The organism is Zhongshania aliphaticivorans, from assembly GCF_902705855.1.
Taxonomy (GTDB): Bacteria; Pseudomonadota; Gammaproteobacteria; order Pseudomonadales; family Spongiibacteraceae; genus Spongiibacter; species Spongiibacter aliphaticivorans_B.
On record NZ_CACSIJ010000012.1, the window covers coordinates 17,575 to 41,496 of the forward strand.

General features: G+C 47.6%; 24 protein-coding genes. 8 read left to right on the top strand and 16 right to left on the bottom strand.

Annotated elements, in window-relative coordinates; all coding sequences use genetic code 11:
• Positions 1-67: 67 nt before the first annotated feature.
• From GVJ32_RS07145 to flgB, 12 genes are all read right to left on the bottom strand, one after another.
• Positions 68-1,036, bottom strand: a complete 969-nt coding sequence (locus GVJ32_RS07145; protein WP_159239376.1) for a lipid A deacylase LpxR family protein — start codon at positions 1,034-1,036, stop codon at positions 68-70.
• A gap of 358 nt (positions 1,037-1,394) precedes the next feature.
• Positions 1,395-2,588, bottom strand: coding sequence for a flagellar hook-associated protein FlgL (flgL, locus tag GVJ32_RS07150; RefSeq protein ID WP_159239377.1), 1,194 nt, complete (start codon positions 2,586-2,588; stop codon positions 1,395-1,397).
• Between the two features lie 56 nt (positions 2,589-2,644).
• A complete protein-coding gene (gene flgK, locus GVJ32_RS07155; protein WP_159239378.1) occupies positions 2,645-4,534 on the bottom strand; it encodes a flagellar hook-associated protein FlgK in 1,890 nt (629 codons plus the stop codon).
• A 10-nt stretch (positions 4,535-4,544) separates the two neighbouring features.
• A complete protein-coding gene (locus GVJ32_RS07160; protein ID WP_159239379.1) occupies positions 4,545-4,991 on the bottom strand; it encodes a rod-binding protein in 447 nt (148 codons plus the stop codon).
• A gap of 23 nt (positions 4,992-5,014) precedes the next feature.
• Complete coding sequence (locus GVJ32_RS07165; RefSeq protein ID WP_159239380.1) at positions 5,015-6,148, bottom strand: flagellar basal body P-ring protein FlgI; 1,134 nt, start codon at positions 6,146-6,148, stop codon at positions 5,015-5,017.
• A gap of 11 nt (positions 6,149-6,159) precedes the next feature.
• Positions 6,160-6,864 carry a flagellar basal body L-ring protein FlgH gene (flgH, locus tag GVJ32_RS07170; RefSeq protein WP_159239381.1) on the bottom strand — a complete coding sequence of 235 codons (705 nt, stop codon included), beginning with the start codon at positions 6,862-6,864 and terminating at the stop codon, positions 6,160-6,162.
• 47 nt (positions 6,865-6,911) lie between these two features.
• Entirely contained in the window at positions 6,912-7,697 is a 786-nt protein-coding gene (gene flgG, locus GVJ32_RS07175; protein WP_159239382.1) for a flagellar basal-body rod protein FlgG, read from the bottom strand.
• A gap of 12 nt (positions 7,698-7,709) precedes the next feature.
• Positions 7,710-8,453, bottom strand: a complete 744-nt coding sequence (locus tag GVJ32_RS07180; RefSeq protein ID WP_159239383.1) for a flagellar basal body rod protein FlgF — start codon at positions 8,451-8,453, stop codon at positions 7,710-7,712.
• A gap of 34 nt (positions 8,454-8,487) precedes the next feature.
• Positions 8,488-9,705: a flagellar hook protein FlgE gene (gene flgE / locus GVJ32_RS07185; protein ID WP_159239384.1), complete on the bottom strand. Its 1,218-nt coding sequence runs from the start codon at positions 9,703-9,705 to the stop codon at positions 8,488-8,490.
• A 56-nt stretch (positions 9,706-9,761) separates the two neighbouring features.
• Positions 9,762-10,427, bottom strand: coding sequence for a flagellar hook assembly protein FlgD (locus GVJ32_RS07190; RefSeq protein ID WP_159239385.1), 666 nt, complete (start codon positions 10,425-10,427; stop codon positions 9,762-9,764).
• Positions 10,428-10,440: 13 nt separating this feature from the next.
• Entirely contained in the window at positions 10,441-10,839 is a 399-nt protein-coding gene (flgC, locus tag GVJ32_RS07195; RefSeq protein ID WP_159239386.1) for a flagellar basal body rod protein FlgC, read from the bottom strand.
• Positions 10,840-10,842: 3 nt separating this feature from the next.
• Positions 10,843-11,262, bottom strand: a complete 420-nt coding sequence (gene flgB, locus GVJ32_RS07200) for a flagellar basal body rod protein FlgB (protein WP_159239387.1) — start codon at positions 11,260-11,262, stop codon at positions 10,843-10,845.
• Between the two features lie 322 nt (positions 11,263-11,584).
• On the opposite strand from flgB, the gene flgA reads away from it, so the two are divergent.
• From flgA to GVJ32_RS07215, 3 genes are read left to right on the top strand one after another with little or no spacing between them, the layout of a single operon-like run.
• Entirely contained in the window at positions 11,585-12,295 is a 711-nt protein-coding gene (gene flgA, locus GVJ32_RS07205) for a flagellar basal body P-ring formation chaperone FlgA (RefSeq protein WP_159239388.1), read from the top strand.
• 60 nt (positions 12,296-12,355) lie between these two features.
• Complete coding sequence (flgM, locus tag GVJ32_RS07210) at positions 12,356-12,652, top strand: flagellar biosynthesis anti-sigma factor FlgM (RefSeq protein WP_159239389.1); 297 nt, start codon at positions 12,356-12,358, stop codon at positions 12,650-12,652.
• The gene (locus GVJ32_RS07215) at positions 12,652-13,095 is read left to right on the top strand and encodes a flagella synthesis protein FlgN (protein ID WP_159239390.1); all 444 of its coding nucleotides are present in this window, start codon (positions 12,652-12,654) and stop codon (positions 13,093-13,095) included. Before flgM ends, GVJ32_RS07215 begins: the two co-directional genes overlap by 1 nt.
• Here GVJ32_RS07215 and GVJ32_RS07220 read toward each other — a convergent pair.
• Positions 13,092-13,697: a GNAT family N-acetyltransferase gene (locus tag GVJ32_RS07220; protein WP_159239391.1), complete on the bottom strand. Its 606-nt coding sequence runs from the start codon at positions 13,695-13,697 to the stop codon at positions 13,092-13,094. The two genes, GVJ32_RS07215 and GVJ32_RS07220, sit on opposite strands and share 4 nt — an antisense overlap.
• A 215-nt stretch (positions 13,698-13,912) precedes the next feature.
• Here GVJ32_RS07220 and zwf point away from each other — a divergent pair, with 215 nt between their 5' ends.
• The 3 genes from zwf to edd are packed head-to-tail and all read left to right on the top strand — an operon-like array spanning position 13,913 to position 17,896.
• The gene (gene zwf, locus GVJ32_RS07225) at positions 13,913-15,373 is read left to right on the top strand and encodes a glucose-6-phosphate dehydrogenase (RefSeq protein WP_159239392.1); all 1,461 of its coding nucleotides are present in this window, start codon (positions 13,913-13,915) and stop codon (positions 15,371-15,373) included.
• The gene (pgl, locus tag GVJ32_RS07230; protein WP_159239393.1) at positions 15,366-16,061 is read left to right on the top strand and encodes a 6-phosphogluconolactonase; all 696 of its coding nucleotides are present in this window, start codon (positions 15,366-15,368) and stop codon (positions 16,059-16,061) included. Before zwf ends, pgl begins: the two co-directional genes overlap by 8 nt.
• Entirely contained in the window at positions 16,061-17,896 is a 1,836-nt protein-coding gene (edd, locus tag GVJ32_RS07235; protein ID WP_159239394.1) for a phosphogluconate dehydratase, read from the top strand. The genes pgl and edd overlap by 1 nt, the downstream gene beginning before the upstream one ends.
• Positions 17,897-17,900: 4 nt before the next feature.
• On the opposite strand, the gene eda is transcribed toward edd, so the two are convergent.
• From eda to GVJ32_RS07250, 3 genes are all read right to left on the bottom strand, one after another.
• Entirely contained in the window at positions 17,901-18,521 is a 621-nt protein-coding gene (gene eda, locus GVJ32_RS07240) for a bifunctional 4-hydroxy-2-oxoglutarate aldolase/2-dehydro-3-deoxy-phosphogluconate aldolase (RefSeq protein WP_159239395.1), read from the bottom strand.
• 589 nt (positions 18,522-19,110) lie between these two features.
• Positions 19,111-19,926, bottom strand: coding sequence for a hypothetical protein (locus GVJ32_RS07245; RefSeq protein ID WP_159239396.1), 816 nt, complete (start codon positions 19,924-19,926; stop codon positions 19,111-19,113).
• A 259-nt stretch (positions 19,927-20,185) separates the two neighbouring features.
• Positions 20,186-20,485 carry a hypothetical protein gene (locus GVJ32_RS07250; RefSeq protein WP_159239397.1) on the bottom strand — a complete coding sequence of 100 codons (300 nt, stop codon included), beginning with the start codon at positions 20,483-20,485 and terminating at the stop codon, positions 20,186-20,188.
• A 493-nt stretch (positions 20,486-20,978) separates the two neighbouring features.
• Here GVJ32_RS07250 and GVJ32_RS07255 point away from each other — a divergent pair, with 493 nt between their 5' ends.
• Both GVJ32_RS07255 and GVJ32_RS07260 read left to right on the top strand, forming a co-directional pair.
• Positions 20,979-21,716 (top strand): hypothetical protein, encoded by a 738-nt coding sequence (locus GVJ32_RS07255; protein ID WP_159239398.1) that lies wholly within the window; start codon positions 20,979-20,981, stop codon positions 21,714-21,716.
• Positions 21,717-21,819: 103 nt separating this feature from the next.
• On the top strand, positions 21,820-23,832 hold the full coding sequence (locus GVJ32_RS07260; protein WP_159239399.1) for a TonB-dependent receptor: 2,013 nt from the start codon (positions 21,820-21,822) through the stop codon (positions 23,830-23,832).
• The last annotated feature ends 90 nt before the right edge of the window (positions 23,833-23,922 follow it).

A 23,922-nucleotide genomic window follows, 5' to 3' on the forward strand; every position in this document is an offset into this window, starting at 1 on the left:
TTTAGTAAGTAGATGTACGCATTTGAGTCGGTATTAAGCATCTGAACTTAACGGCAAATAGCGCCTTCTACAACTTATAGGCAAAGGTTAAACGTCCAAACTGCGTCAAATCCTGCAGTTCACTGTTCACTATATCTAGGTCGCTCAAGGCAAAAGTTAAAGAATATCGTTGTAGGGAATAGCGAACGCCAACGGTAGCTCCCAACCTACTATGTTCATACTTTATAGAACGACTATCACGAAAGGTGTTTCCATCGGTATAGATTTGATTGAATATATATTCCAAGTTTAAGCCGAGATATAGATTCCAACCGACACCAATTGCCCGTGGATTTGTAATTCTCGCACTATCTAGTAGCGTTGTGCCATATGAGCTCGCCAGCTGTGTTCCGTAACGAAGAAAACCGCCAAGATTTATTCCGCTGGAAATTGTTCCTATATTAATCTCATTGGTGGCGATAAAATCCCAATCCATACTATCAGCCACCCATAAGCGCCTCGCCCTGCCTCGGTCAAATTGAAATACTAATTCATTCTTAATCTGAGTATCCCAGCCTTGCGGCTGATCTGATGACAATAATTTATGAATGACTTTCTGCGAATTCTCTGCCATAGAAAGAGGCCCAACGAAGCCGAGAGACGTACTTACTTTTTCCACATACTTATCTGCGAACAACAGGTAGCTACTATTGACAAAAAGCAAGCCAGAGTATGGCAGTTCGTCTTCTGGAGGGTTCGGTTCTGATATATTTTGAGGCGTTATCATCGACTGCCCCACCGAGAGAATGCTAACTGCACTACTAAAATGCTCGTCAGAAATAGTCCACATTAATGGCCTCAACAACCATGTGGCCTTAGGATGCCGCCCGTCATTTCCTGTATCGTAGAGAGACAAATACAGTCCATTGGTATAGCCGCCGTCGCTACCCACAAAAAAATCATTATCAAAAGCAAAGGACACCCAGTCTGTCTCTGCACGCACAGAAAAAGCCAAAGACCCAAGGATAAGAAATAGACCACAAACAGATAAGCGCATAAACACCGTATTACATATACCGCCAAGAAAGCGTTGAACTGACAGTCGATAAAAATTATTCCGCCCCACGCAATACCCGACACCATATACTACTCAAAATCGTAGCAGATGACGGCCAGCAGCCATGGCAAAAGATATGAGTAATATACCACTTTTAAGAAATTCAGCACCGCACTGAATTCCAAAACGGATACTTATGAAGATACACCTAGAGGTTTTAGTGTAAGCAACGATGAGGGTATATATGGTATTAACTCGAAGAAAGTCCCGACGTGGCCATCCCTAATTTAAATAGCCGAAAATCAAAAGCCTAAAGCGCCAGCGTCGCCAGATCTAATGGACCGTCACCACTCCCTGTTTATATGTAATTAAACAACGACAAGCCCTGAGTTTTAGCAAACGCTTGCTGCGCAGCCTGCAATGCCGTTTGCTGCTGGCTAAACCGAGAGATGGCTTCAGCATAATCTAAATCATTAATCATACTTAGGTTTTCGGATATTTGCAGACTCGCGCCATCGTTAATATCGACTTGGCGTTGCAACGATTCCATTCTTGAACCGATATTCGATTGGATTTGAATTAAATGATCTAAGGCTCGATCAAAGCCGCTAAGGGCCGTATTTATCTCGTTGTGTTGTGCCGCTCGCTGGGTTTGATCGTTGCGCGGAGTTTCTAAAGATTGGGCGAGAGCTTCAACCATTGAGAATATATCTTGTCGACCTGACGGCGCCAGTGCAAATTCGTCTCCAGCAGCGGGGTTCCCTTTTATGCTAACCGCCATTCCGCCAACAAGAATATCGCCACCGCTTAGGTAGTCTCCACTATCAATTATCGCGCCGCCGTCATCAACAATGTCGTATTGGCTAGTACTACTAAACCGAATCGTGACATTGTCGTGATTAAACGCTTGTACATCCGCCACGCTGCCAGCGCTGATAATCCCCGTTCCGGCATTGGCACTTGCGGCGCTGGCAATAAACTTACCATTGCCATTAAGCATCCCCATGAAGACCTCTGAGCCTGGATCACCATCGGCCATCCGACGTGAGGGTCCAATTTGCAACTCTCGCCGACCATCATCGCCGTTATAAGTATAGCCGTTTGTGGTTTTAGAGAATGGTGCAACGTCTTCTTGATAACCCGCAAAAATAAAATGGCCGCTACTATCTTTGGTATTAGCGTAGCTCACTAAATTCTCTAATTGCTGACGCAATTCCGAGGCGATTGATAGGCGCGATTCGTTACCCTGAGAATCATTGTTAGCTTGAATAGTCAGCTCACGAATACGCTGGACTACATCTATACTACTATCGACAACACCCTCTTCTAAGCGAAGGCGACTATCTAGTAAATCGGCATTACGCAAATACTGTGTAGTTTGATCTTGGGCACGATTTAACTCAAGGCTACGCACTGCTCCAACAGGGTCGTCAGAAGGCGTTAATAGACGCTGTCCTGTCGACAGTTGTTGCTGAGTTGTTGCCAGTTTAGCTTGCTGATTTAGCATGCTAGTCAGACTATTACTGTACATTTGACTACTTGAGATTCTCATTTCATCGCTCTCAATTATCTACGCCTGTATTTACTTATGGTCGCCACGCTAACTATTTAGCGAAACGCGCCCATTAAAGCCTGAAATAAATCATTTGCCACACTGGCGGCCTGCGCCGCGGCTTGATATGCCTGTTGAAATTTTAATAAATTAGCAGCTTCTTCATCTAAATTAACACCAGAGACAGACTGATGATTACTCAGCGTTTGATTCAACAAATTTTCTTGTGACTGGTAGTTGATCTGCGCACTGCGCGTGGCTACAGCAATATCACCAACTAAACCATTCACAGTATCTTGAATACTAGCACTGCCACCATTGAGTACTTTACTGCTTTCTGCAGCAGCCATTTTTAACAAGTTTCGGTTGTCACCGATCGCATTGGTGTTTGCAGTAATACTAAATTGATCTCCTGCTACTGGAGAACCACTAATAACAACTTTATTACCGTTGATCGTAATATCGGCCCCAGATGTAAAGCTATAACTCCCCGCACCATTTATCTGGTACGTCGTTGCCGATAAGAATTGAACATCTATTGGATCTAGTAAATTAGGGTTATTACTATCAACCACATCGGTTTCTGATATTTGTCCCGAACCAATATTATTTAAATCAGTAGAGCTACGAGTTGCCGCCGCTGCCGCGATACCCGCTGGGTCAGTCATCACGACATTTAATTCGTCCGCCGCGCCTTTGGTAGAACGCAGTAAAAACTGGTCACCGACCGCCGCAGCGGAAGTCAAACTCAACGACACCCCGTCAACAATAAACGGATCTATTGCACTACCACTACCAGTAACCGATGTAAGCTCAGCGCCGCTGCTTTCGTCATAGAATCGCCAGCCGCTGCCATCTAAGCGAATAAGGGTATTACTGCCGGTCAGCGCCGACACGTCAGTTACCTCAGCATTAAATTGAGCATTACTACTATTATTCTTACTCCGATACACATCTGGATCTGGAACTGAAAATATATCCCCCCCCTGCACGCCGTTTAAATCCATTCCGGAGCGATTAAGACTATTTAGGGTATCGGCTATAGCCACGGTAAGGCGGCCCAATTCATTGTTGGTATCGCTAAGCACACCGTCTCGAAAATTTAAGGTGCCGCCCAAGCTACCACCGCGCAAACTATCGCTAATCACAGCGGGGTTACCGCCAAGATCGATGGCGACTTCTATACGGCTTGGATCAAATTCATTCGCCACTGCACGCATTGAGATTGCCCGATCCCCCAGCACTAACGCTTCGCCATTGCCAACAAATACGCTTATGCTGCCGTCGCTTTGCTCTACCGAGGTGGTACCTACAAGCTCGTTAAGCTGCAGTAATGCTTGATCGCGCATGTCCAGTAAATCATTTGCTTCCGTGCCAAACTTACCCTGGGTTTTGCTGATTTTTAGATTGATGTCTGCAATTTGTGCACTGAGATCATTAATATCACTTACAGTTGCTGTAATACGAGTGTTTACGTCACGATCTAAGCTAGCCATCTGCGATGACATATCGGCAAAGCGATCACCCAAGCCCTGTGCCTCAGCCAGCATCAGCTGCCGAGCTGAGATTGACGAGGGATTATCTGCAACATCCTGCAAGCTATTATAAAAACGCGATAGCGAGGCGCTTAATCCAAGTTCGGTGTCAGCCAAGGTATTATCTACTTGGCTAGTGAGTTGATAATACGTATCCGCCTGAGAGAATGCGGCTTGAGAGTAACGTAACTGGTCTACTGTAAAGCTGTCGTATACGCGACTTATCGACGATACTTTAACCCCAGAGCCAACGGTGATGCTCCCAGACTGCTGGGGTATACGAGTGGCAAAATCAACCCTCTGGCGGCTATAACCCTCGGTGTCCGCGTTGGCAATATTATGACTGGTGGTTGCCAAAGCCCGCTGATATGAAATCAGTCCCGACAATGCATTACCTAACATATCACCCATGACTTACCCCTTATTTACTGTAGGACTTATCGGCCGACAGACTAAAATCTTGAATACTGCGTTCGATACCACCGAGTTGCTGCAAGCGATTGCGCAGCGCCAAACCTTCACCGCTAAGCGCCATAGCGTCGTCGGAGAGTGATTCTGAACCTTGACCAGCGGGGCCTTGTATTTGTTTTACGATGGCATCTGCCATGCCTATGCCGCCCTGACCAGACAAAGTTACCGACAACTGGCTGTCGAGCATTTCTTCGTACATGCCGACACTACTTTCAGTAAACAGACCACCTTCAGGTACGGCAGCCCGCATGCTCTTTAGCATCATTTGCAAAAATAGCGCTTCAAACTGCTTGGCAACCGGCTCAATCGCTTCTTCTGGCGAGCTTTCGGCGTCGCGACGCAATGACGCTAAGCCCGAGAAGTCGTGGTAATTACCTGCTGCTTTAACGTCCATCATGAAGCCCCCATTGTTATCAGACTTTAAATAACCAAAAGCTCAGCGCGCAAAGCGCCAGCCTGATCTAAGGCTTCAAGAATGGCCACCAAGTCACTTGGCGAGGCCCCCACATTATTAATTGCCTTTACGATGTCTTCTAAGGTCACGCCAGCGTCTAGCAAAAACATCCGCGAGCCGCTTTCTTGCACAGCGATATCTGATTTTTGGGCGGCAACCGTTTCGCCGCCACGAGAAAATGCGCCTGGCTGAGACACCTCAACACTTTCCGAGATCGACACAGTTAATGAGCCATGACTTACCGCCGCTGGCATAACCCGCACATTTCCGCCGATAACAATGGTGCCAGTTCGCGAATTAACCACTACCCTTGCGCCCGCTTCAGACGGCGTTATCTCTAGACCTTCGAGCATAGATATAAATGTAACACTGCGGTCAGCATTGCTTGGCCCTAGAACTTTTACCGTAGCAGAGTCCATCGCGCTTGCCGTGCCTTCACCAAATTTTGAATTAATTTCTTCTGCCAAACGACGAGCAGTCGTAAAATCTGATTTTTTCAGATTCAGCATAATTTCACCGTTAGCTGACATCACGCTGGGGGCCGCGCGCTCAACAATGGCCCCATTGGGAATACGGCCCGCACTGGGAATATTTACCGTCACCCTTGATCCATCGGCACCAGACACACCCAAACCACCCACTAACAAACTGCCCTGAGCAACCGCATAAACCTGCCCATCTGCCCCATTCATGGGTGCCATTAACAAGCTGCCACCGCGCAAACTAGCCGCGTTCCCAATAGAAGAAACCGTCACGTCTATGGTTTGACCGGGCTTAGCGAATGCGGGCAAACTGGCATGCACGGTCACTGCAGCTACATTCTTTAATTGCGGATTAACGTTGTCTGGCACCCTTACACCAAAGCCCGTCAACATATTGCGAATACTCTGAATAGTGAATGGAGCTTGGCTGGTTTGATCACCCGTGCCACTTAGTCCCACCACTAAACCGTAGCCAACCAATTGGTTTTCGCGCACACCAGCAACATTAACTAAGTCTTTAACTCGCTCGGCATTGGCCGCAGGAATCGTGCAACTAAGCATCAATGCCACCACTGCAAGTACTTTGCGAAAATGTGTAACGCGATTTATTACCAGCATATTGGCTAACCTCAAAAGGGCGACAGTACAGACTGAAACAAACGTCCCAGCCAGCCCATAGAATTTGCGTCTGCCAATGCACCTTTACCACTGTAGGTAATGCGCGCATCAGCCACTTTGTACGATGGCACTGCGTTGTCGGCACCAATATCTTCTGGGCGCACAATGCCTTTAATGCGAATAAATTCTTCACCTTGATTTATGGTTACCCACTTTTCGCCGCGAACTCGCAAGCTGCCATTACGCAGCACTTCAGACACGGTAACGGTAATGCTGCCGGTCAAACTATTACTTTGACTGCTGGTGCCCTGCCCCGAGAAATCTTGATCTGAAGACACACCGGAATTGACGATGGGGACGCCGTTGTGGGTTACACCACGACCAAGTAAGGTCACCGTGGGGATAGCAAGATTGCTCTCTTTACCCGTTGCGGTACTTGACGATTTTGAGGCATCGGTTTTTTCTTCTAGGTTAATCGTAATAATGTCGCCAACTTGGCGTGCGCGACGATCAAGAAACAAGCTCATGCCGTAACCGGAGCGATAAATCGAGCCCATATTACTAACGTCTTCCGTTACCGCCGTCGGTGCAGCCGATTCATAATCCGCAGACTTATCTTTAGGAGGTGCTGAGGCACAGGCCGACATCAGACTAACAAGCGTTAGCGCTATAATTGTTTTTACGAGCCGCATACTTATTACTGAGGTGTTGATCATGTCAATCGTCCCGTTTGCCCTGCTAGCATCAGCCTTATGGGTATTTATTAGAGATTGTTATTTACGTATTGCATCATTTGGTCACTGGTCGCGATAGCCTTGGAATTCATTTCGTAGGCGCGCTGGGTTTCAATCATATTCACCAACTCTTCAACCACATTAACATTTGATCCTTCTAAGGCACCTTGCTGAATACTGCCTAAGCCGCTCAACCCCGGTGTTCCCGTTTGCGGCGCACCACTGGATGCAGACTCCATATATAAATTTTCGCCACGTGCTTGCAGGCCAGATGCATTTACGAAATCGGCCAACTGAAAGCTACCCAACTGTACTGGCGAAGCATTACCTGCCAGCACCGCGCTCACCACACCGTCTGATCCCACCGTGACACTTAAGGCGCCCTGCGGAACGGTAATACCTGGATCAACAATATTGCCGGTATTGGTCACAATTTGGCCTTGGTCATCTAACTGAAATGAGCCATCGCGAGTATATGCCGCAGTGCCATCTGGCATTTGTACTTGGAAGAAACCACGACCGTTTATCGCTACATCCAATGAATTATTGGTTTGAGTCATGGTGCCCTGAGCAAAAATCTTTTCAGTGGAAACCACCCGCACCCCGGTACCTACGTGCATACCGCTTGGAGAACGAGTTTGCTGTGATGTCTGCCCACCAACCTGACGCATATTTTGATATAGCAAATCTTCAAAGGACGCACGGTCGCGTTTAAAGCCGGTGGTATTGGCGTTCGCCAAGTTGTTACTGACCACCTGCATACGCGTTTGCTGAGCGTCGAGTCCGGTTTTGGCAACCCAAAGTGATGAATTCATAATTAATTCCTCTTATTCCATGCGCAGCAAACGGCTGCCTGATTCGGCCATTGTGTCGGCGGTACTCATGACCTTAACTTGCATTTCAAACTGTCTTGCCAATGCAATCATGGTGACCATCGCGTCTACCGTATTTACATTTGACGACTCTAAACTACCCGCGCTAATTCTAATTTCGGCAGACGTTTCCGCCACGCCGCCATTGCGCATGCGCATTAAACCGTCGTTACCTTTTTCTAGATCTGCCGGTGCCGCATCGACTAAACGAATTCGATCGACAGTGGCAATAGATTCTGGCCCTTGACCAAGTGGCACGATGGAAACGGTGCCGTCTTCGCCAATCATCAAACTTTCGTGTTCAGGTATCGCCACTGGGCCGCCATCCCCCATTACCGGCTGGCCTGCCCCGTTAAATAACATCCCGTCTGCGCTAATTCTAAAGTCACCACGACGTGAATAAGCTTCGCTACCGTCGGCGGCCTGAACTGCAAACCAGCCTTGGTCACCGCGAATAGCGACATCCAAATCACGCCCCGTGGTGGTCACAACACCGGTAGAAAAATCACTAGCCTGTCCTTCAAGAACAGGATTAAAACGGGTTTCCATACCAGGGCCGGCAACCTGACGGGACAGCAAATTTTGAAAGTCACCACGAAAGCCCGCCGTGCTCACATTCGCCAAGTTATTGGCGTTAGTTGCCTGCGCTTGCTGGGTGCTTTTAGCACCCATCATGCCGATGTAAAGTAACTTATCCATAAACCCTCCCGATCAGTCTGTGCTTGTCGTATGACTATCGGATATTAATAATGGCTTGCGTTACCGCATCCGCCGTGGAGATCATTTGCGTGTTCGCTTGGAAGTTTCGCTGCGCCGTAATCATTTCGACTAGCTGAGAAGTCAAATCAACATTGGAGCTTTCCAATGCGCCAGACTGGAGTAAACCAAAATCTGATGAGCCCGCTTCACCGACTCGGGGACTACCAGAGGCATAGGTTTCTGCCCAAGAGGTATCACCCTGTTGCTGTAGACCGTTAGGGTTTGAGAAGCTCGCCATAGCAACTTTACCCAGCTCTTTAGACTGACCGTTGGTAAACCGTGCAGATACAATACCGGTATTACCTACTTCGATACCCGTTAAACGCCCAGTTGTATACCCATCTTGTTGTAAGTTATTAACCCCAAACTCGGCCCCATATTGAGTAGTCGCCGTATAATCAAAATTTAAGTCTAGGTTAGATGCGCCAGTACCGGGATCGTATGATGGGTAAGTAATGACACCAGAAGCTGGGGTTTGCAATTCACCCGCGTCACTAAACACCATTGGGTTAGGACCACCTACCGCATTGTTATCAACATACAGCTGCTGATTCCAGCTATTCGCCGCGGCGTCCTTCACAAAATACATGGTTGCGGTATGTTGAGCACCCAATGAATCGTATATAGTCATTGAGGTCGCATGGTTATAGCTCGTTGGCACCGAAGGGTCGAAGGGCGTCGCAGAAGGCACAGGTGCATTCGCAGGCAAATTAACACCAATATCACCACTCGCCGTACCTTTGGGAGCATTCTCAGACACTTCCAACTGCAAATCACTTAATGAGCCGGTAGAAAACCCACCAGTACCGTTAGGAGGAAATACCTGTAAACGATCAAGGCTGTTATTCACCACGTAGCCGTCACGATCGACACTAAATGCCCCTGCGCGCGTATATGTCACACCGCTGGAGCCTTTCATGGTGAAAAAGCCTTCACCAGAAATCGCCAAATCTAAATTGTTGTCAGTAAAGTCGATATTCCCCTGGGAGAATTCTTGGGTGATGGTGTTCAAACGAACACCCGCGCCAGGGGTTGTCTTAGTAACATCATTGTTAGATGTTGCATAAACATCGGCGAATGCAGCGCGCGACCCTTTAAAGCCTGTCGTATTTACGTTGGCAATATTGTGTGCGGTTACATCAAGATGTGCCGATGCGGCGTTTAATCCACTCAGTGCAATGCGAAAGCTCATAGGGCCTACTCCTAGTCTACATACTTCTATTTAAGGTCAAACGGCGTTATTACCGCTTAACTAATTTCAATAATTTTTGACATACTAACGGTGCCTAATCCCTGCACCTGTATCTGCGGAGATCCTCCGGCTGCCGGTACACTGACGCTCAATACTTCGCTACGTATTTCGGTGGCCGCGGCTTCCAAGGTATTTCCATTTAAATAATTTGCGCGAATCTGATATGTCCCAGGCGGTATACGCTCGCCATCTAGGCCCACACCATTCCATTCAAAATTTACTGCACCCGCACTCTGCGGGCCGAGCGGAACCTTACCAATGACCTCGCCGCTGGGCGCAAGAATTTCGATATCTAAAGCCGTAGTACTCGTTGGTAAATTCACCTGACCTTTCACATTGCCACTTGATGGCAACGCGGCAAAATCAGTTTCTAACAACACATCTTTACCAATCAATGACGATGCATCTAGCAATTGCGCGGAATATAAAGACTTGGTTAAACCTGCCAAATTTTCATTCATTTCACTAATACCGCTGACCGATGTTAGCTGCGCCATTTGGCTAATAAACTCAGTATTATCAGTGGGCTTAAACGGGTCTTGGCTTTTAAGCTGTTGGAGCATAAGCGTCATAAAATCATTTTGATCTAACGACGAGGCATCTTTTTTTGCCTTACTCGCGGTGGTCTGCAACTGCAGGTCTTCTAGGGTGCGAAGTTCCATAATTTACGTCCTACTACTGACCGAGCTGCAATGCACGCAGCATGAGTGTTTTAGTGGTTGAAAAAACTTCGGCGTTGTTTTGATACGCTCGTGACGCAGACATCATATTGGCCATTTCTTCCATAGTATTAACGTTAGAGCTGTAAATATAACCTTCAGCATCTGCTTGTGGATGGCCGGGTTCATAACGCTTAGCAACCGGTGCATCACTCTCGACCACACTTGTAACAGCAACGCCAATAACTTCGCGCTGTTGATCCATAACGGTTGCAAATACCGGTTGACGTGAACGATAGGCGCCCTCTTCGGTGCCACTCACGGTGTCAGCATTCGCCATATTGCTAGCGACGGTATTTAATCTAAGCATTTGCGCATTCATAGCCGATGCGGCGACACTCAATGGATTAGCCATAATTTAGCGACCTCCCTGCAAGATTGATTTCATACCACTGAAGCGACTCCCCAAGAATGACAACGTGGCTTGATAGCGCATGGCATTGTCGGCAAACTCCGCCTGCTCCACATGGGTGTCGACGGTGTTACCATCTTCCGAAGGCTGAGTAGGCACTCTATATTTAAGATCCATCGACAAAGCATCCGCACTGACATCGGTAGCTACCTGCATATGTCCACTATTTGTAGTGCGCATCGCCAACTGGGTAGATTGAGTAGCTGCGGCCGACTGCGACAACACAGCTTTAAAATCTATGTCTTGCGCCTTGTAGCCAGGCGTATCGGCATTCGCTATATTTGTAGCAAGCACTTCGTTGCGCTTGTGACGCACTTGTAAAGCTTGCTCGTGTATCCCTAGCGCTTTATCAAAGTTAATAGACATTTTTAAACCCATTCTTTCTAAAGTTTTTATGGCCGCCGCCGATGTATTTAATGGCCTTGGCACATATCGGCTTTCATCGCCGTGTACTAACGAGCAAGGCAAGGCTCGTGCCAAAAATTTTAATTCAATATTTTCAATAACTTAAAAACCACTTTCTTTGATGATGCCAAAAATACGGCGCTAGTTTTCCATAATCGGCAAAATTCCGGCAGGCCTTATCCTCCGTATAAACCCTTATATTTTCCGTTAAGAAACGTCTCAACACTGGCATAGCCATTGCTACCTCTAAGCAAACGACAAAACTTTGACGTCTTATACGATTATGAAAAAACAAAGAATTCACTTTGCACTTTTACTTGCTGCCTCGATGCTCAGTGTCGTCAGTCCGCCGCTTGTGGCCGAGGGAATGGAAAATCATGCGCGGATAGCTGAAACCGCTCGCGCCTATATCGCTAGCCGCCACCCCTGGCAACAAATGAAAACTAAGATTACTGTGCAGTCTTTAGACCCCCGAACTAAACTTGCTCAATGTCCGGTCAAGCTCGAAGCATTTTTATCTGCTGGCGCAAAGATAAAGCGCCGCACCACCGTCGGGGTACGCTGCTCTGGTGGTAAGCCTTGGAAAATTTACTTACCCGTCACTGTGGAAGCGTTTGCCAAGGTGATGGTGGCGCGCCATCCTATCGCTCCCAATACCGAAATAAGCGAGCGGGATATTAGTTGGAGTCAGCGCGACATCTCGGCGCTGGGCTATGGTTACTTGCGGTCCTTGGGTGATCGCGGTGGCTATCGCAGCCGTCGCAGCATTGCCCAAGGAGCTGTGCTTACACCAAACATGGTTGAAGCCAGTAGCATTATTAGCAAGGGCCAGCGCGTGCAGCTAAACAGTAGTACGGGGCCGATTGCGGTAAGCATGGTGGGAATCGCCTTGCAGAATGGTGCGCTGGGCTCACGAATATTGGTTAAAAATCTCAATTCCGGCAAGCAGTTAGAAGGCGTAGTGGAATCAGAAAATATTGTGCTGCTTAATTAAAGTTTTAGCACTGGCTGCCGATAGCATTGGCATAGACATAGCAAATACGAGGATTCTGACATGGTCGACCGATTAGATGGCTCATCACTGAGTCAGCTCCGCAAATTAGATGGCGGGCGCGCTGGCGACAGCAAATCAGAAGGCGTCGGCGCCAATACAGCGCCAGCCAACAATGCACCGCCTATGACGGAAACGCCTTTAATGGAGCGTACTCGCGGGCAAATTAATAGTAGCGACGGCATAGACCGCCAGAAGGTTGACGCTATTAAAACGGCAATTCGCAATGGCGAATTTAATATTGACGCCACAAAAGTCGTAGAAGCGATGATACATATGGAATCACTTACAGGCGCGTAATGACGATGACGGAACTCAACGATGTAATTCGACACATTCACAAGCACGCAGGCGAACTTGAATCGCTCTTGCTTCGTGAGGCCAGTAGCCTTAAGCAGGCAAATTCCGCCGAACAAATTGAAGCCGTGGCTATCCAAAAAATGGATTTAGTACAGACCTTAGATCAACTAGCTGCACGCAGAAAGCAGTTAATGCAAAACACTTCCGATGCGCTTCCTACCGACGATACTGCCGAGCGAAATGATTTGTGGCAGGATGCCCTCGCTATCTTGTCTCGCTGCCAGATGCTAAATAATCAGGCTGGTGCTGACATTGCTGTGCAATCACGTTACAAACAGCGGGCATTAGAAATTCTCGGTACCACCCAGACTGGCACCCCACTTTATAGTGCCAAGGGCGCTCCACAGTATGCCGGTGCGAAGCAGGCGCTGGGTAAAGCTTAATCGATATGTCTTAAATCTAACTCCATATAAAGGTGGTTATCTAGTACTTTGTTATAGCTCATATTTCTTTGTATCACCTTGAACCCCATTTCCTGATACAAACGAAACGCATTGGTATTTTTTTCGGCTACATCCAAACTTAAATAGCGATAACCACCCTCCCGTCCTTTTTTCATCATGAAATTAATCATTTGTGCTGCAATTCCCTTACCGCGACTGTCGGCCCTTACCGCTATATGACATAAATATAAGCATGCTTTACGTGGTGCTTTTACTAATCTCAACTCAAAGATCAGGCCTTTTAAAATCCCTCGCACACCATAATGTCTAAAAATCGCTTTGGCATTACCTAGAAATGTAGCACCGTGACTAGCCGCGTCGAAACTACCTATACTTGCCATCACTTCACTGCCGAGGTCATAAACGAAATGATGGCGATGACTAAACATAGTTCGATTTTTAGCAAATTCTGCATTCAGAAAATTGATAACCTCCGGCCCATGACTACGACTAAAAATATACTCAAACGCTACCGGTCCAGAAGACAATATCAAAGGCGCTATTTGTGAGGCATCACGACTCTCTGCTTTGCGTATCGACATTCTATTTCTCTAACTCAGTGGTTCAGACTGTCTTTATATAGCACGTCACGGTCACAAAATACTGCTTAAAAATGTGTAACAGTGGTATTAAAAATTTTCTAAAACCACTATGCTCAAAGACAGCTAAGGCAAAGTTTCCCGTAAATACTGCCCCAGCCCGTCAGTATTTGCTCGAAATTTTGTCATCGGTCCCATCCACAACCACGAGTATGGCGATGACCAGCACAAAATCTTCTCAGCTAGTTATTTTTGGTGGCACAGGCGACCTTGCGCTGCGAAAACTGCAGCCAGCCCTGTATAAGCTGCAGCGCGAAGGGCTAATGAACGATGTGTGCGCCATTATTGCCTTAGGTCGCGGCGACAGTAGCGACGCCGATTACCGCTTGCTCGTACAAGAAAAGATGCGCGAATTTCTCCCCGCCCACTTTTGGGACGAGCGGCACTGGGAAACCTTTTCTGCCAAGCTGCACTATATTAGCTTAGACGTAAATAGCCTTAAGGATTATCACAATCTGGCTGATACCATTCATAAACACCCCAATAGTCACGCGGTATTTTATTTGGCCACCTCGTCGACGCTATATACCAGCATTTGCAGAAACCTTCATAGCATCGGCGTGGTAACCGAACAGTCTCGTGTCGTGCTCGAAAAACCCTTAGGGCATGATTTAACAAGCTGCACCGAGATCAATCACGAGGTTCTGCAAGTATTCCCTGAGCGTAATATTTTCCGCATTGATCATTATCTAGGAAAAGAGACCGTTCAAAATTTATTGGTTCTGCGATTTGGCAACGCACTATTTGGTCCGCTGTGGAATAGCCAATATATCGACAATATTCAAATTACCGTAGCAGAAGAAATTGGTGTGGAAGGTCGTGGTGATTTCTACGCCAAAACCGGCGCCCTTCGTGACATGGTGCAAAATCATATTCTGCAATTACTGTGCTTGGTCGCGATGGAGCCCCCCGCCAACTTACGCGCTGACACTATCCGCGATGAAAAAGTGAAGGTACTACAAGCCCTACGTCCCATCACCGCCGACAATGTAAAATCAAAAACCGTGCGCGGCCAATACACCGCCGGCGCCGTAAACGCCGCGCCGGTCTCGGCATTTTTAGATGAAACTGGCTTTGAAGACAGCAATAACACCGAGACATTTGTCGCTCTGCAAGCTGATGTGCACAACTGGCGCTGGGAAGGCACACCATTTTATCTACGCACCGGCAAACGCTTGGCTCGACGCTACTCTGAAATTATCGTTGAGTTAAAAAAACATCCCTTCAGTTTATTTGAGGGCGATCCCAACGACCTTCCCAATAAATTAGTGATTCGCCTACAGCCGGAAGAAAACATCACTCTATACAAGGTGAATAAAAAGCCGGGCCTCGGAAGGCAGATGAAATTGGAGCAAGTTGAGTTAAAGCTCGACGCCGACTTACATAATCAATTACAAGCTCACGAAGCCTATGAACGCTTATTGCTAGACGTGCTAGAGGGCGATCAAACCTTATTTATGCGCCGCGATGAAGTTGAGGCCTGCTGGGCTTGGGTCGACAGTATTATCGACGCATGGCAGGCCGCAGGCATTAAAACCAAATCCTACGCCGCCGGTACAATGGGGCCAAATTCATCACTGGCCTTACCAGAGAAGCACGGCAGGAGCTGGCATGAATAACAAGCCCACATTAATATTGCTACCCAATCGCGACGAGCTAGATCAGCTACTGAGCAAAGACATCGCCAAGATATTAACTACCGCCCTGCATAATCACGGTAGCGCAAGTTTGGCGGTTTCGGGCGGATCAACCCCTCAAAACATGCTAAGCCTTCTTGGCCAAGCACCGCTTAACTGGCCCCTAGTACAAACTTTATTGGTAGATGAGCGTTGGGTAGCCAACAATCACGCCAGCAGCAATGAGGCCATGCTACGAAAAACCTTACTCAAGGGTGCAGCAAGTACCAGCCAATATTTACCACTCAAAAACAACGCTGATTCAGCCGAAAATGGACAGCATCCACTAGAAACTGAGCTCGACGCGCTAGCTTGGCCCCTGAGCCTAGTTCACCTGGGCATGGGTGAAGATGGGCACACCGCATCTTGGTTTCATGATGCACCGGAGTATCAATCCTTATGCGCCGCCCACACCCAGCACTGCTTTGCGGTACAACCGAGCAGCGCACCCTACCCTCGGATTACGCTATCGCCAAATGCTGTTTTCAATAGCGAAAAAATTGTGATTCACATTACTGGTCGCGCCAAGCGCGAGGTACTAGAAAAGGCCTTGAGCCAGAACGCCGACTATCCAATTTCTATGGTCTTGCATCAACAGCAAGTGCCAGTCGATATTTACTGGGCACCGTAATGAGTACAGCATCTAAAACCGTCCTCCACCCCGTAATCGCCAGTGTTACCGAGCGAATTCGCGCGCGAAGTATTGCCAGCCGCGCTGCCTATTTAGAAAAATGCCAAAGCATGCGCCGCAAAGGTACCCAGCGCGGGCAGCTTTCCTGCAGTAATTTAGCCCACGGTTTCGCCGCTTGCAGTGGCGAAGATAAAAACCGCATTCGCTTAGAAGAAGCCGCAAATATTGCAATTGTCAGCGCCTATAACGACATGCTGTCGGCCCATAAACCACTGGAGTATTTCCCCGACCTTATCCGCGAAGCCGTTTCTGAGCTTGGCTGCACCGCGCAATTTGCCGGCGGCACACCGGCGATGTGCGACGGTGTCACCCAAGGCGCAGAGGGTATGGAGTTAAGTTTATTTAGCCGTGACACTATCGCCATGAGCACCGCTATCGCCCTCAGCCATAATATGTTCGATGCGGTTTTATGCTTAGGTGTGTGCGACAAAATCGTCCCTGGCCTGTTAATTGGCGCGCTGAGCTTTGGTCACCTGCCAATGATAATGGTACCCGCCGGCCCAATGTCTACTGGACTCAGTAACGACGAAAAAGCCCGCATTCGCCAGCTCTATGCGGAGGGCAAGGTTGGCCGCGAGGCACTTTTAGACGCCGAAGCCAGCGCCTACCACGGCGAGGGAACCTGTACCTTTTATGGTACCGCCAACAGTAATCAGATGCTGATGGAGGCGATGGGCTTGCACGTACCTGGTACCGCCTTTGTTCCACCCAATGGCGCTCTGCGTGAACAGCTCACCCGAGCCGCCGCACAACAGGTTTGCAAGATTACCGCCCTCACACCAAATTACACGCCGCTATGTGATGTAGTAGATGAACGCAGTTTAGTTAATGCTATTGTTACCTTGCTTGCGACCGGCGGCTCCACCAATCACAGCATTCATTGGATTGCGATTGCCCGCGCAGCGGGGATCATTATTGACTGGCAGGACTTTGCAGAACTGTCTGAAGCCACACCCCTGCTTTGCCGCATTTACCCAAATGGCAAAGCAGACGTGAATCACTTTCATGCGGCGGGTGGCACAGGTTTTATTATCGCAGAGCTACTCGCCGCAGGCTTACTTCACGCTGATGTGAATACCGTGTGGGGCAAAGGTTTACAACATTATAGCCAAGCCCCCAGCCTTGCCGGCGGCAAATTGCATTGGCAGCAAAGCCCACCTATTAGCGCCGATGATACCGTCTTACGACCTAGCACTGAGCCCTTCACCCCCCACGGCGGCATGGAGCTTCTCACAGGCAAACTGGGGCGCAGTATTATTAAAGTATCTGCGGTAAAAGCAGAACACCGCTATGTGAAAGCACCCGCCGTGATATTTGATACTCAAGAAGCCCTGAAGGATGCTTTCGATGCAGGAAAGTTAGACCGCGATTTTATCGCCGTGGTGCGCTTTCAAGGTCCTAGAGCAAACGGCATGCCGGAGTTGCACAAACTCACTCCCTATTTAGGGATTTTGCAGGAGCGCGGTTTTAAGGTCGCCCTCGTCACTGACGGGCGCATGTCGGGTGCCTCGGGCAAAATTCCGGCGGCAATACATCTGTGCCCCGAAGCATACAGCGGCGGCCCCATAGCGAAAATTCAAAATGGCGATATGCTGATATTAGATACCGAAAATAAATTATTAGATGTATTGATATCAGAAGATGAATTACAAAAGCGGGAGGCGGCACTCTATCAACCAACATTTGCGAGCGACAATTATGGTCGCGATTTATTTGCCGGCCTACGTGCCAATGTCAGCACCGCAGAAGAAGGTGCGGCAACATTCTTACTCTAATATCCTAAGAAGAATACAGGCCTTTAAGCATCGCCAGAAAGCTCTCGCGGTCTTTTTTAAGTGCGACTTCACTAGGTACAATCCAACTACCGCCAACACAGGCAACAGAATCTAAGGCCAGATAATCATGGTAATTTGCTTGAGAAATACCACCAGTCGGACAAAACGTTACGTCGGGGAATGGCGCCGACAGTGATTTCAATAAGGCAACGCCACCAATAGCCGCGGCGGGAAAACACTTGAATACTCGATGCTCCTCGTTCATCGCCGCCATTAATTCACTGGCGGTTGCGATTCCCGGAATGTAGGGCGTTAAGGTTTTTCTCGCCAAGATGGATAGTTCTGCAGAAAAACCTGGACTGATAACAAAGTCGGCCTCATCTGCCGCCCGCAGCATTTGACGACGATTAATCACGGTGCCCACACCGATCTTCGCAAACGGCATACAATCTTTAAATATTTTTACCATCTGCCATGCTTGTGAGTGACGGAGCGTCACTTCTACAGTAGGCACTTTCGCTTCGGCAAATAGCTCGGCGCAAGCCTGCGCATGCTCAAGGGAGTTAAAATGAGCAACCGGCATAACCGGCGCAGCTCGCTGTAAAATTCTCAGCGCATCGTTCATAAATCACTCCGTATTTTTACAAGGATCAATTCGATAAGACAGCTTTGTGCGACGACNATATTGCCAACCACACGCTTTTAGGAAAACTCATCATATCTCGAAGATAATTCAGGCTTTGCCCTTGCACACCTGTACCTAGCAAGACGAAGCTGCCTACAAAAGCGTCCCCTCAGCAGTTTACGTACAGCAATCCTTAAAATATATAAATGCGAAAATTTAGAAGCTACTAACACTCTACACGCTAGCGGATGATAGGATCAAAGAAAATGCGCTTAATCTAGTATTCGTATATCACAAAATAAAGCAAGAACTAGGCACCGCAATCATAAGGGCGACAATTCCAGTCAATCAGCCGCGCCACCAGCTGCCACCAACACTGTGAGAGGATTCTGCCGAATATCGCTCACCCTGCCAACTTAAAATAGCGCTCATCACAGGGCCAACGCAATCGCTCCATTTATTTAAGAACACCTTTAGGGCATCGACATACGAACTTATAAGTCCATAAACCAAAAAGAGCCAGACCGTCGCCGGTCTGGCTCTTTTATATCCAAGTTATGTTATCCGTGGGATAAACCCACAACATCACTTAGATAGGAAGAGGCAATGCATCTAAGCCTGGAAGTGCATCTAAACCAGGAATTGGAAGTGAATCCAAGCCAGGTAAACCACCACCTGCTCCACCGCCAGCGCCAGGAATTGGCAGACCAAGCATAGAAAGAATATCTAAACCTGGCAGCGCATCCAATCCAGGAACCGCTCCACCACCGCCCAATGCCATCAAATTAGAGGTCAAATGGTCAACAGTTAGCTGAAGCTGATCGCCAATCAAGAACGCACCAGCCTGAATCAAGTCTGGATCTGCGCTAGGCAAGGCATCAACAAGGTCAGTCACTTTATCAGTTACACCGTCATTACCGGCTACGTCATTAAGAGCAGTATCCAAGGTAAAAGTAAGCTGGAACAAAGGGCTCACGTCAAACGGCAAACCACCGGCTCCACCACCGCCGCCAAGGCCAGGGATAGGAAGTGCATCTAAACCAGGGATTGGCAATGAATCCAAGCCAGGAAGACCGCCACCTGCTAATGCATCCAGACCAGGAATGGGTAGTGAAGGCACGCCACCTGAACCACCACCAGCGCCAGGAATTGGCAATGCATCTAAGCCAGGCAGAGCATCCAAGCCAGGAATTGGCAGTGAATCTAAACCTGGCAGACCACCACCAGATGCAGCGCCAAGTTGGTTATCAACTTGAATCAATTGCACCACAAGTACATCTAAAGGTGTTCCGCCAACAGCACCAGCGAGGGGAGTTATAACAACCGCTAATGGACCTGCATGCGCGGCGCCAGCAGTCGCTAATAAGCTTGCCATCAAGGTTTTTCTAAACAGAGAATTTTTCATAATTAATGCGCTCTTCCAGATTGTATTTATCGTTCTGCGCTCAACATAAAATATATGACTGACGCTTATCCTGAGCTGCGATGGTACGGGTTTATACCTACACAAAAACGTGCCGTAGTTCACACTTTCTTAAATTCGTGACCAACCACGGACCAAAACAATCAGAGATAACGCCATTTAGACTATGAATACCTCTCGAAACTCAGCCATATGTATCCCATACATAGAATTGCACAAAATAAGCGCCATAAACCTCAATTTAATTTTTAGGGGCCATTTTCAAGAAAGCTGACTGATAGCTATTAATGGTCTTGGAAACAGACTCCGCCGAGATTACACCCCGCTCATCCAGCATTGCCAGACTTTCGCCACCACCCCCGAGTAGTGATTTCAAGGTTCCAAGAAAACGGTTTACAACTATTGATCGGCCGGGATAAAACACCGCATCAGGTTTTTCCACCAAGGTTTCTTCCAAATCAAGCTGCATAGCCTCTAACAAAGGCATATATAGCTCATAGTCTTCTGCAGGAATAAGCTTATCATTTTGTGGGTACGTCATATTTTCTATCCAAACTGCGGCATCAAACACCGCTAGTATTATTGAGTTCACAACGGAGCTGATAGCAGATTAAATTCACAACAAATACCTACCGGCCAGCAAAATCTGAGCCCAATCAAAAAAGTGTATACAATTTAATATATTAGGTATTAATATAACTATCAATAATAAATTTAGTAGCCCCATAGAAAGTACAATAATTGTTGTGGCAACCAACCATACACCACTCCGATAACCAGAGTTCAGATGTAAATCAAATACGTAGATAACAGAAGCTGTTACGCGAAAACTAAAGCCTATAAATAGGCTCAGCTAGCTATTACGTGACAAACCCAGCTACACCTACCGCTATAAGGTATCCACACAATCATACTGACAACATTATCAATATCCCTGTTGACAATCCTATCAATATGCGTAGAATTATTTTGACCGCCACTCAATAGCGTGGCTTGACCACTCATAAAACACAAAATAAGGTGAGGGTAAAAAGATGCACCTAGGTTACCTATTAGATAGTCCCGAAGAACTTGATAAACTTGAAGAAAAAAGCCGTCGCGCCTTCATCAGAAAAGCTGGAGCAGCGTTCCTAGTGGCAGGTGTATCTCCAGCCATCGCTTTCAACGAACCAAAATCTAAAAAGAAAAACGGTGGTGGCTTTGACGACAAAGGCCGCATGGGGATGTCTACCGGTGAAGACTGGATTGATACATTCTTTAATGGCGGCTCCAAAGAAATCATTCATTACTACGCCGATGACTTCGTTTTTGAAGACATTACCTTCTTCCAAACCATTCAAAACAAAGAAGAGCTATACCGCGCCTTCTTACCATTTGATAACAACGGTCCAGATTCGCCACTAGGAACCCATCAGTTCGATATCATTCGCTACGATGGCGGGCCAGCCGGCGATAGAACCGCCCTGTTGCGCCAAAACATTCCTGAAGGCTACACCCAAGAAGAATGGGCGCTGTGGTCATCTGATGCCATTACCGGCGCCGATCACGACTATGATGAATGGGCTGTTATGAACTGGGTTTGGAAGGCCACGCACAATATGGACTTCCTTGGACTTCCTGCAAAAGGTAAAACCACTCATACTCGTGGTATCACCTTTCATTGCTATAAGAATAGAAAGATCGTCCGTGAATTCACTTACTGGAACTTCCGTGGCGTAGCAATTCAGCTTGGCGCGTTTCCGCCTCCTAATCAGTTCTGGTTAAAAAAATAACAGCATTGCGACGGTAGTCTTGCTAAAGAGATTACCGTTCCTTGCCTAAAAATAAAGTAACGAACTAGCGTTTTACGCTAACAATCTAAATGGGTGTTTCATAATGACAACGTTTCGTTTTAAGCCGATTGTACTTGCTATTGCAGCTCAATCACTCATACTTGCGCTTCCCGCCAATGCACAAGTAGAAGAAGCCGCCAAAGAAAAACCGAAAAAGTATTCGCGCGCTCTTGAAGAAGTTGTGGTTACCGCACAAAAGCGTGAAGAAAATGCCAACGACGTTCCAATTTCTATCCAGGCTTTTAGTCCTGGGCAGTTAGCGGCATTTGGTGTACAAAACACCACTGACCTAATGAAAATCACCCCCGGCCTAGATATGGGTACGCAGGCAGGTGACTTTACCAGCGTATTTATGCGCGGCATCGGCTCTGAAGCATGGTTATCATCAGACCCCAGTGTTGCCACCTACGTAGACGGTGTTTACTACCCATTCTCCCCATCTGTTGCCCAAAATTTGAAAGGCGTTGAGCGCGTAGAAGTACTAAAAGGGCCACAGGGCACGCTATTTGGCCGCAACGCTGTCGGCGGCGCAATTAACGTCATACTTAAAAAACCTGATTTTGAAGACACTTGGACGGAAATTTCTGTTTCCGCAAGCCAAGCAGAAAATCGTGATATTTACGAATTTGGCATGTTTGTTAACGTACCGTTAACCGACAATTTTGCCATGAACTTTGCATCTACATTCCAGCAAGACGACAAAATCTATACCGATGACAGCACCATAAATGGCAAACCTGTCCCGGCTGATAAATTATTTGGCGGACGAGTGATGCTCCGTTGGCAGATATCTGACCGAGTTGATACCCGCCTAACCCTACAGGGCGCGAAGCGTGATGGCACGTCAACACTTGCAGCAAATATCAACCCGACCCCACTCGGTACTGCGGTAGGTATTGATGGCGTAGATGGCAACAATTACAAAGTAGATCCAGATCTTCCTATTTTTGGCCATCTTCAGTCATTCGTCATCTCTAGCCAAACCGACTGGTTTTTTGACAGCTTTGACATGAAACTATTGCTTAGCCATCAGGCACACAGCAATCCCTACAACTATGATTACGATGGCACCTCAGTACCTGGCGCGTCTTTCGTCGTACATAGACACGAAGCCGATATCGATGAAGCAGAAATACAGTTTCTATCTAACGAAGGCACGCCATTCTCGGACTGGCTAACACTAACTGGTGGCGCGTTCTACTTTAAAAATGAGCAAGGTTTTGACCCAGTAGAATTAACAGTGGGCGGACTAGATCCAACCAACTTATCCTCAATTGGACTCACACTCCCACCGGCAATCGAGGACTTACTTTCGTCAATTACCGAACCATTGTTAGGCGGGGTAAAAACCCCAGTTTACGCACTATCTAATATCGGCTTGGTAGAAACTGAGTCTTGGTCAGTATTCTTACAGGCCACTGCCAACATTACAGAATGGATGTCATTAACATTAGGCGGCCGCTACCAGAATGAAGAGCGTGGCGTAGCCCAATCAGAAACCTCTGTTCGCCTACTTAATGGCACCCAGATTCCTTTGGTGAAATGGACCGAAGCCCGTGACGAGAACAACAATCCTCACCCACTAAGCGACGTGACCAAAGGCTTTACACCAAAAATCTCCTTGGACTTCACCCCCCTCGACGACGGCACACTGTTCTACATTTCTTTCCAAGAAGCGGTTAAAGCGCACTCGTATAATGCATTCGCTTTCTACTTAGCACCTGCTTACGTGGAGGCAGAAGAAACAACTGCCTATGAGATCGGCTTAAAAACCACCCTATTCGACGATACAGTTCAATTAAACTTAGCCGCTTTCCGCTATGAAATTGAAAACCTACAAACACAGTCAATCTCGCTTACTAACGGTGGCGCGCTGTCACTTGATACAGCGGGTAGCTCTGAGTCTGTGGGCTGGGAATTCGACATTAAAGCCGATATTTTTCCGAGTATCTTTGGCAACTTAGTGGGTACCATCAACGGCACCTTCCTCGACGCCACCTACACTGATTATGTAGACGGTGCGGGTCATGACCCTGTAACCGGCATTTTCACATAGAACAATGACTTCACTGGTAACAACGTTACCCGTTCGCCTGAGTTCACCGGTTCGGCGTCTATAGCAAATACATGGTTAATCCCAGGTGGT

Excerpts from the sequence above, each read along its gene's own strand:
- GVJ32_RS07145 (WP_159239376.1), bottom strand. The coding sequence starts at position 1,036 with ATGCGCTTATCTGTTTGTGGTCTATTTCTTATCCTTGGGTCTTTGGCT.
- flgL (WP_159239377.1), bottom strand. The coding sequence starts at position 2,588 with ATGAGAATCTCAAGTAGTCAAATGTACAGTAATAGTCTGACTAGCATG.
- flgK (WP_159239378.1), bottom strand. The coding sequence starts at position 4,534 with ATGGGTGATATGTTAGGTAATGCATTGTCGGGACTGATTTCATATCAG.
- GVJ32_RS07160 (WP_159239379.1), bottom strand. The coding sequence starts at position 4,991 with ATGATGGACGTTAAAGCAGCAGGTAATTACCACGACTTCTCGGGCTTA.
- GVJ32_RS07165 (WP_159239380.1), bottom strand. The coding sequence starts at position 6,148 with ATGCTGGTAATAAATCGCGTTACACATTTTCGCAAAGTACTTGCAGTG.
- flgH (WP_159239381.1), bottom strand. The coding sequence starts at position 6,864 with ATGATCAACACCTCAGTAATAAGTATGCGGCTCGTAAAAACAATTATA.
- flgG (WP_159239382.1), bottom strand. The coding sequence starts at position 7,697 with ATGAATTCATCACTTTGGGTTGCCAAAACCGGACTCGACGCTCAGCAA.
- GVJ32_RS07180 (WP_159239383.1), bottom strand. The coding sequence starts at position 8,453 with ATGGATAAGTTACTTTACATCGGCATGATGGGTGCTAAAAGCACCCAG.
- flgE (WP_159239384.1), bottom strand. The coding sequence starts at position 9,705 with ATGAGCTTTCGCATTGCACTGAGTGGATTAAACGCCGCATCGGCACAT.
- GVJ32_RS07190 (WP_159239385.1), bottom strand. The coding sequence starts at position 10,427 with ATGGAACTTCGCACCCTAGAAGACCTGCAGTTGCAGACCACCGCGAGT.
- flgC (WP_159239386.1), bottom strand. The coding sequence starts at position 10,839 with ATGGCTAATCCATTGAGTGTCGCCGCATCGGCTATGAATGCGCAAATG.
- flgB (WP_159239387.1), bottom strand. The coding sequence starts at position 11,262 with ATGTCTATTAACTTTGATAAAGCGCTAGGGATACACGAGCAAGCTTTA.
- flgA (WP_159239388.1), top strand. The coding sequence starts at position 11,585 with ATGAAAAAACAAAGAATTCACTTTGCACTTTTACTTGCTGCCTCGATG.
- flgM (WP_159239389.1), top strand. The coding sequence starts at position 12,356 with ATGGTCGACCGATTAGATGGCTCATCACTGAGTCAGCTCCGCAAATTA.
- GVJ32_RS07215 (WP_159239390.1), top strand. The coding sequence starts at position 12,652 with ATGACGATGACGGAACTCAACGATGTAATTCGACACATTCACAAGCAC.
- GVJ32_RS07220 (WP_159239391.1), bottom strand. The coding sequence starts at position 13,697 with ATGTCGATACGCAAAGCAGAGAGTCGTGATGCCTCACAAATAGCGCCT.
- zwf (WP_159239392.1), top strand. The coding sequence starts at position 13,913 with ATGACCAGCACAAAATCTTCTCAGCTAGTTATTTTTGGTGGCACAGGC.
- pgl (WP_159239393.1), top strand. The coding sequence starts at position 15,366 with ATGAATAACAAGCCCACATTAATATTGCTACCCAATCGCGACGAGCTA.
- edd (WP_159239394.1), top strand. The coding sequence starts at position 16,061 with ATGAGTACAGCATCTAAAACCGTCCTCCACCCCGTAATCGCCAGTGTT.
- eda (WP_159239395.1), bottom strand. The coding sequence starts at position 18,521 with ATGAACGATGCGCTGAGAATTTTACAGCGAGCTGCGCCGGTTATGCCG.
- GVJ32_RS07245 (WP_159239396.1), bottom strand. The coding sequence starts at position 19,926 with ATGAAAAATTCTCTGTTTAGAAAAACCTTGATGGCAAGCTTATTAGCG.
- GVJ32_RS07250 (WP_159239397.1), bottom strand. The coding sequence starts at position 20,485 with ATGACGTACCCACAAAATGATAAGCTTATTCCTGCAGAAGACTATGAG.
- GVJ32_RS07255 (WP_159239398.1), top strand. The coding sequence starts at position 20,979 with ATGCACCTAGGTTACCTATTAGATAGTCCCGAAGAACTTGATAAACTT.
- GVJ32_RS07260 (WP_159239399.1), top strand. The coding sequence starts at position 21,820 with ATGACAACGTTTCGTTTTAAGCCGATTGTACTTGCTATTGCAGCTCAA.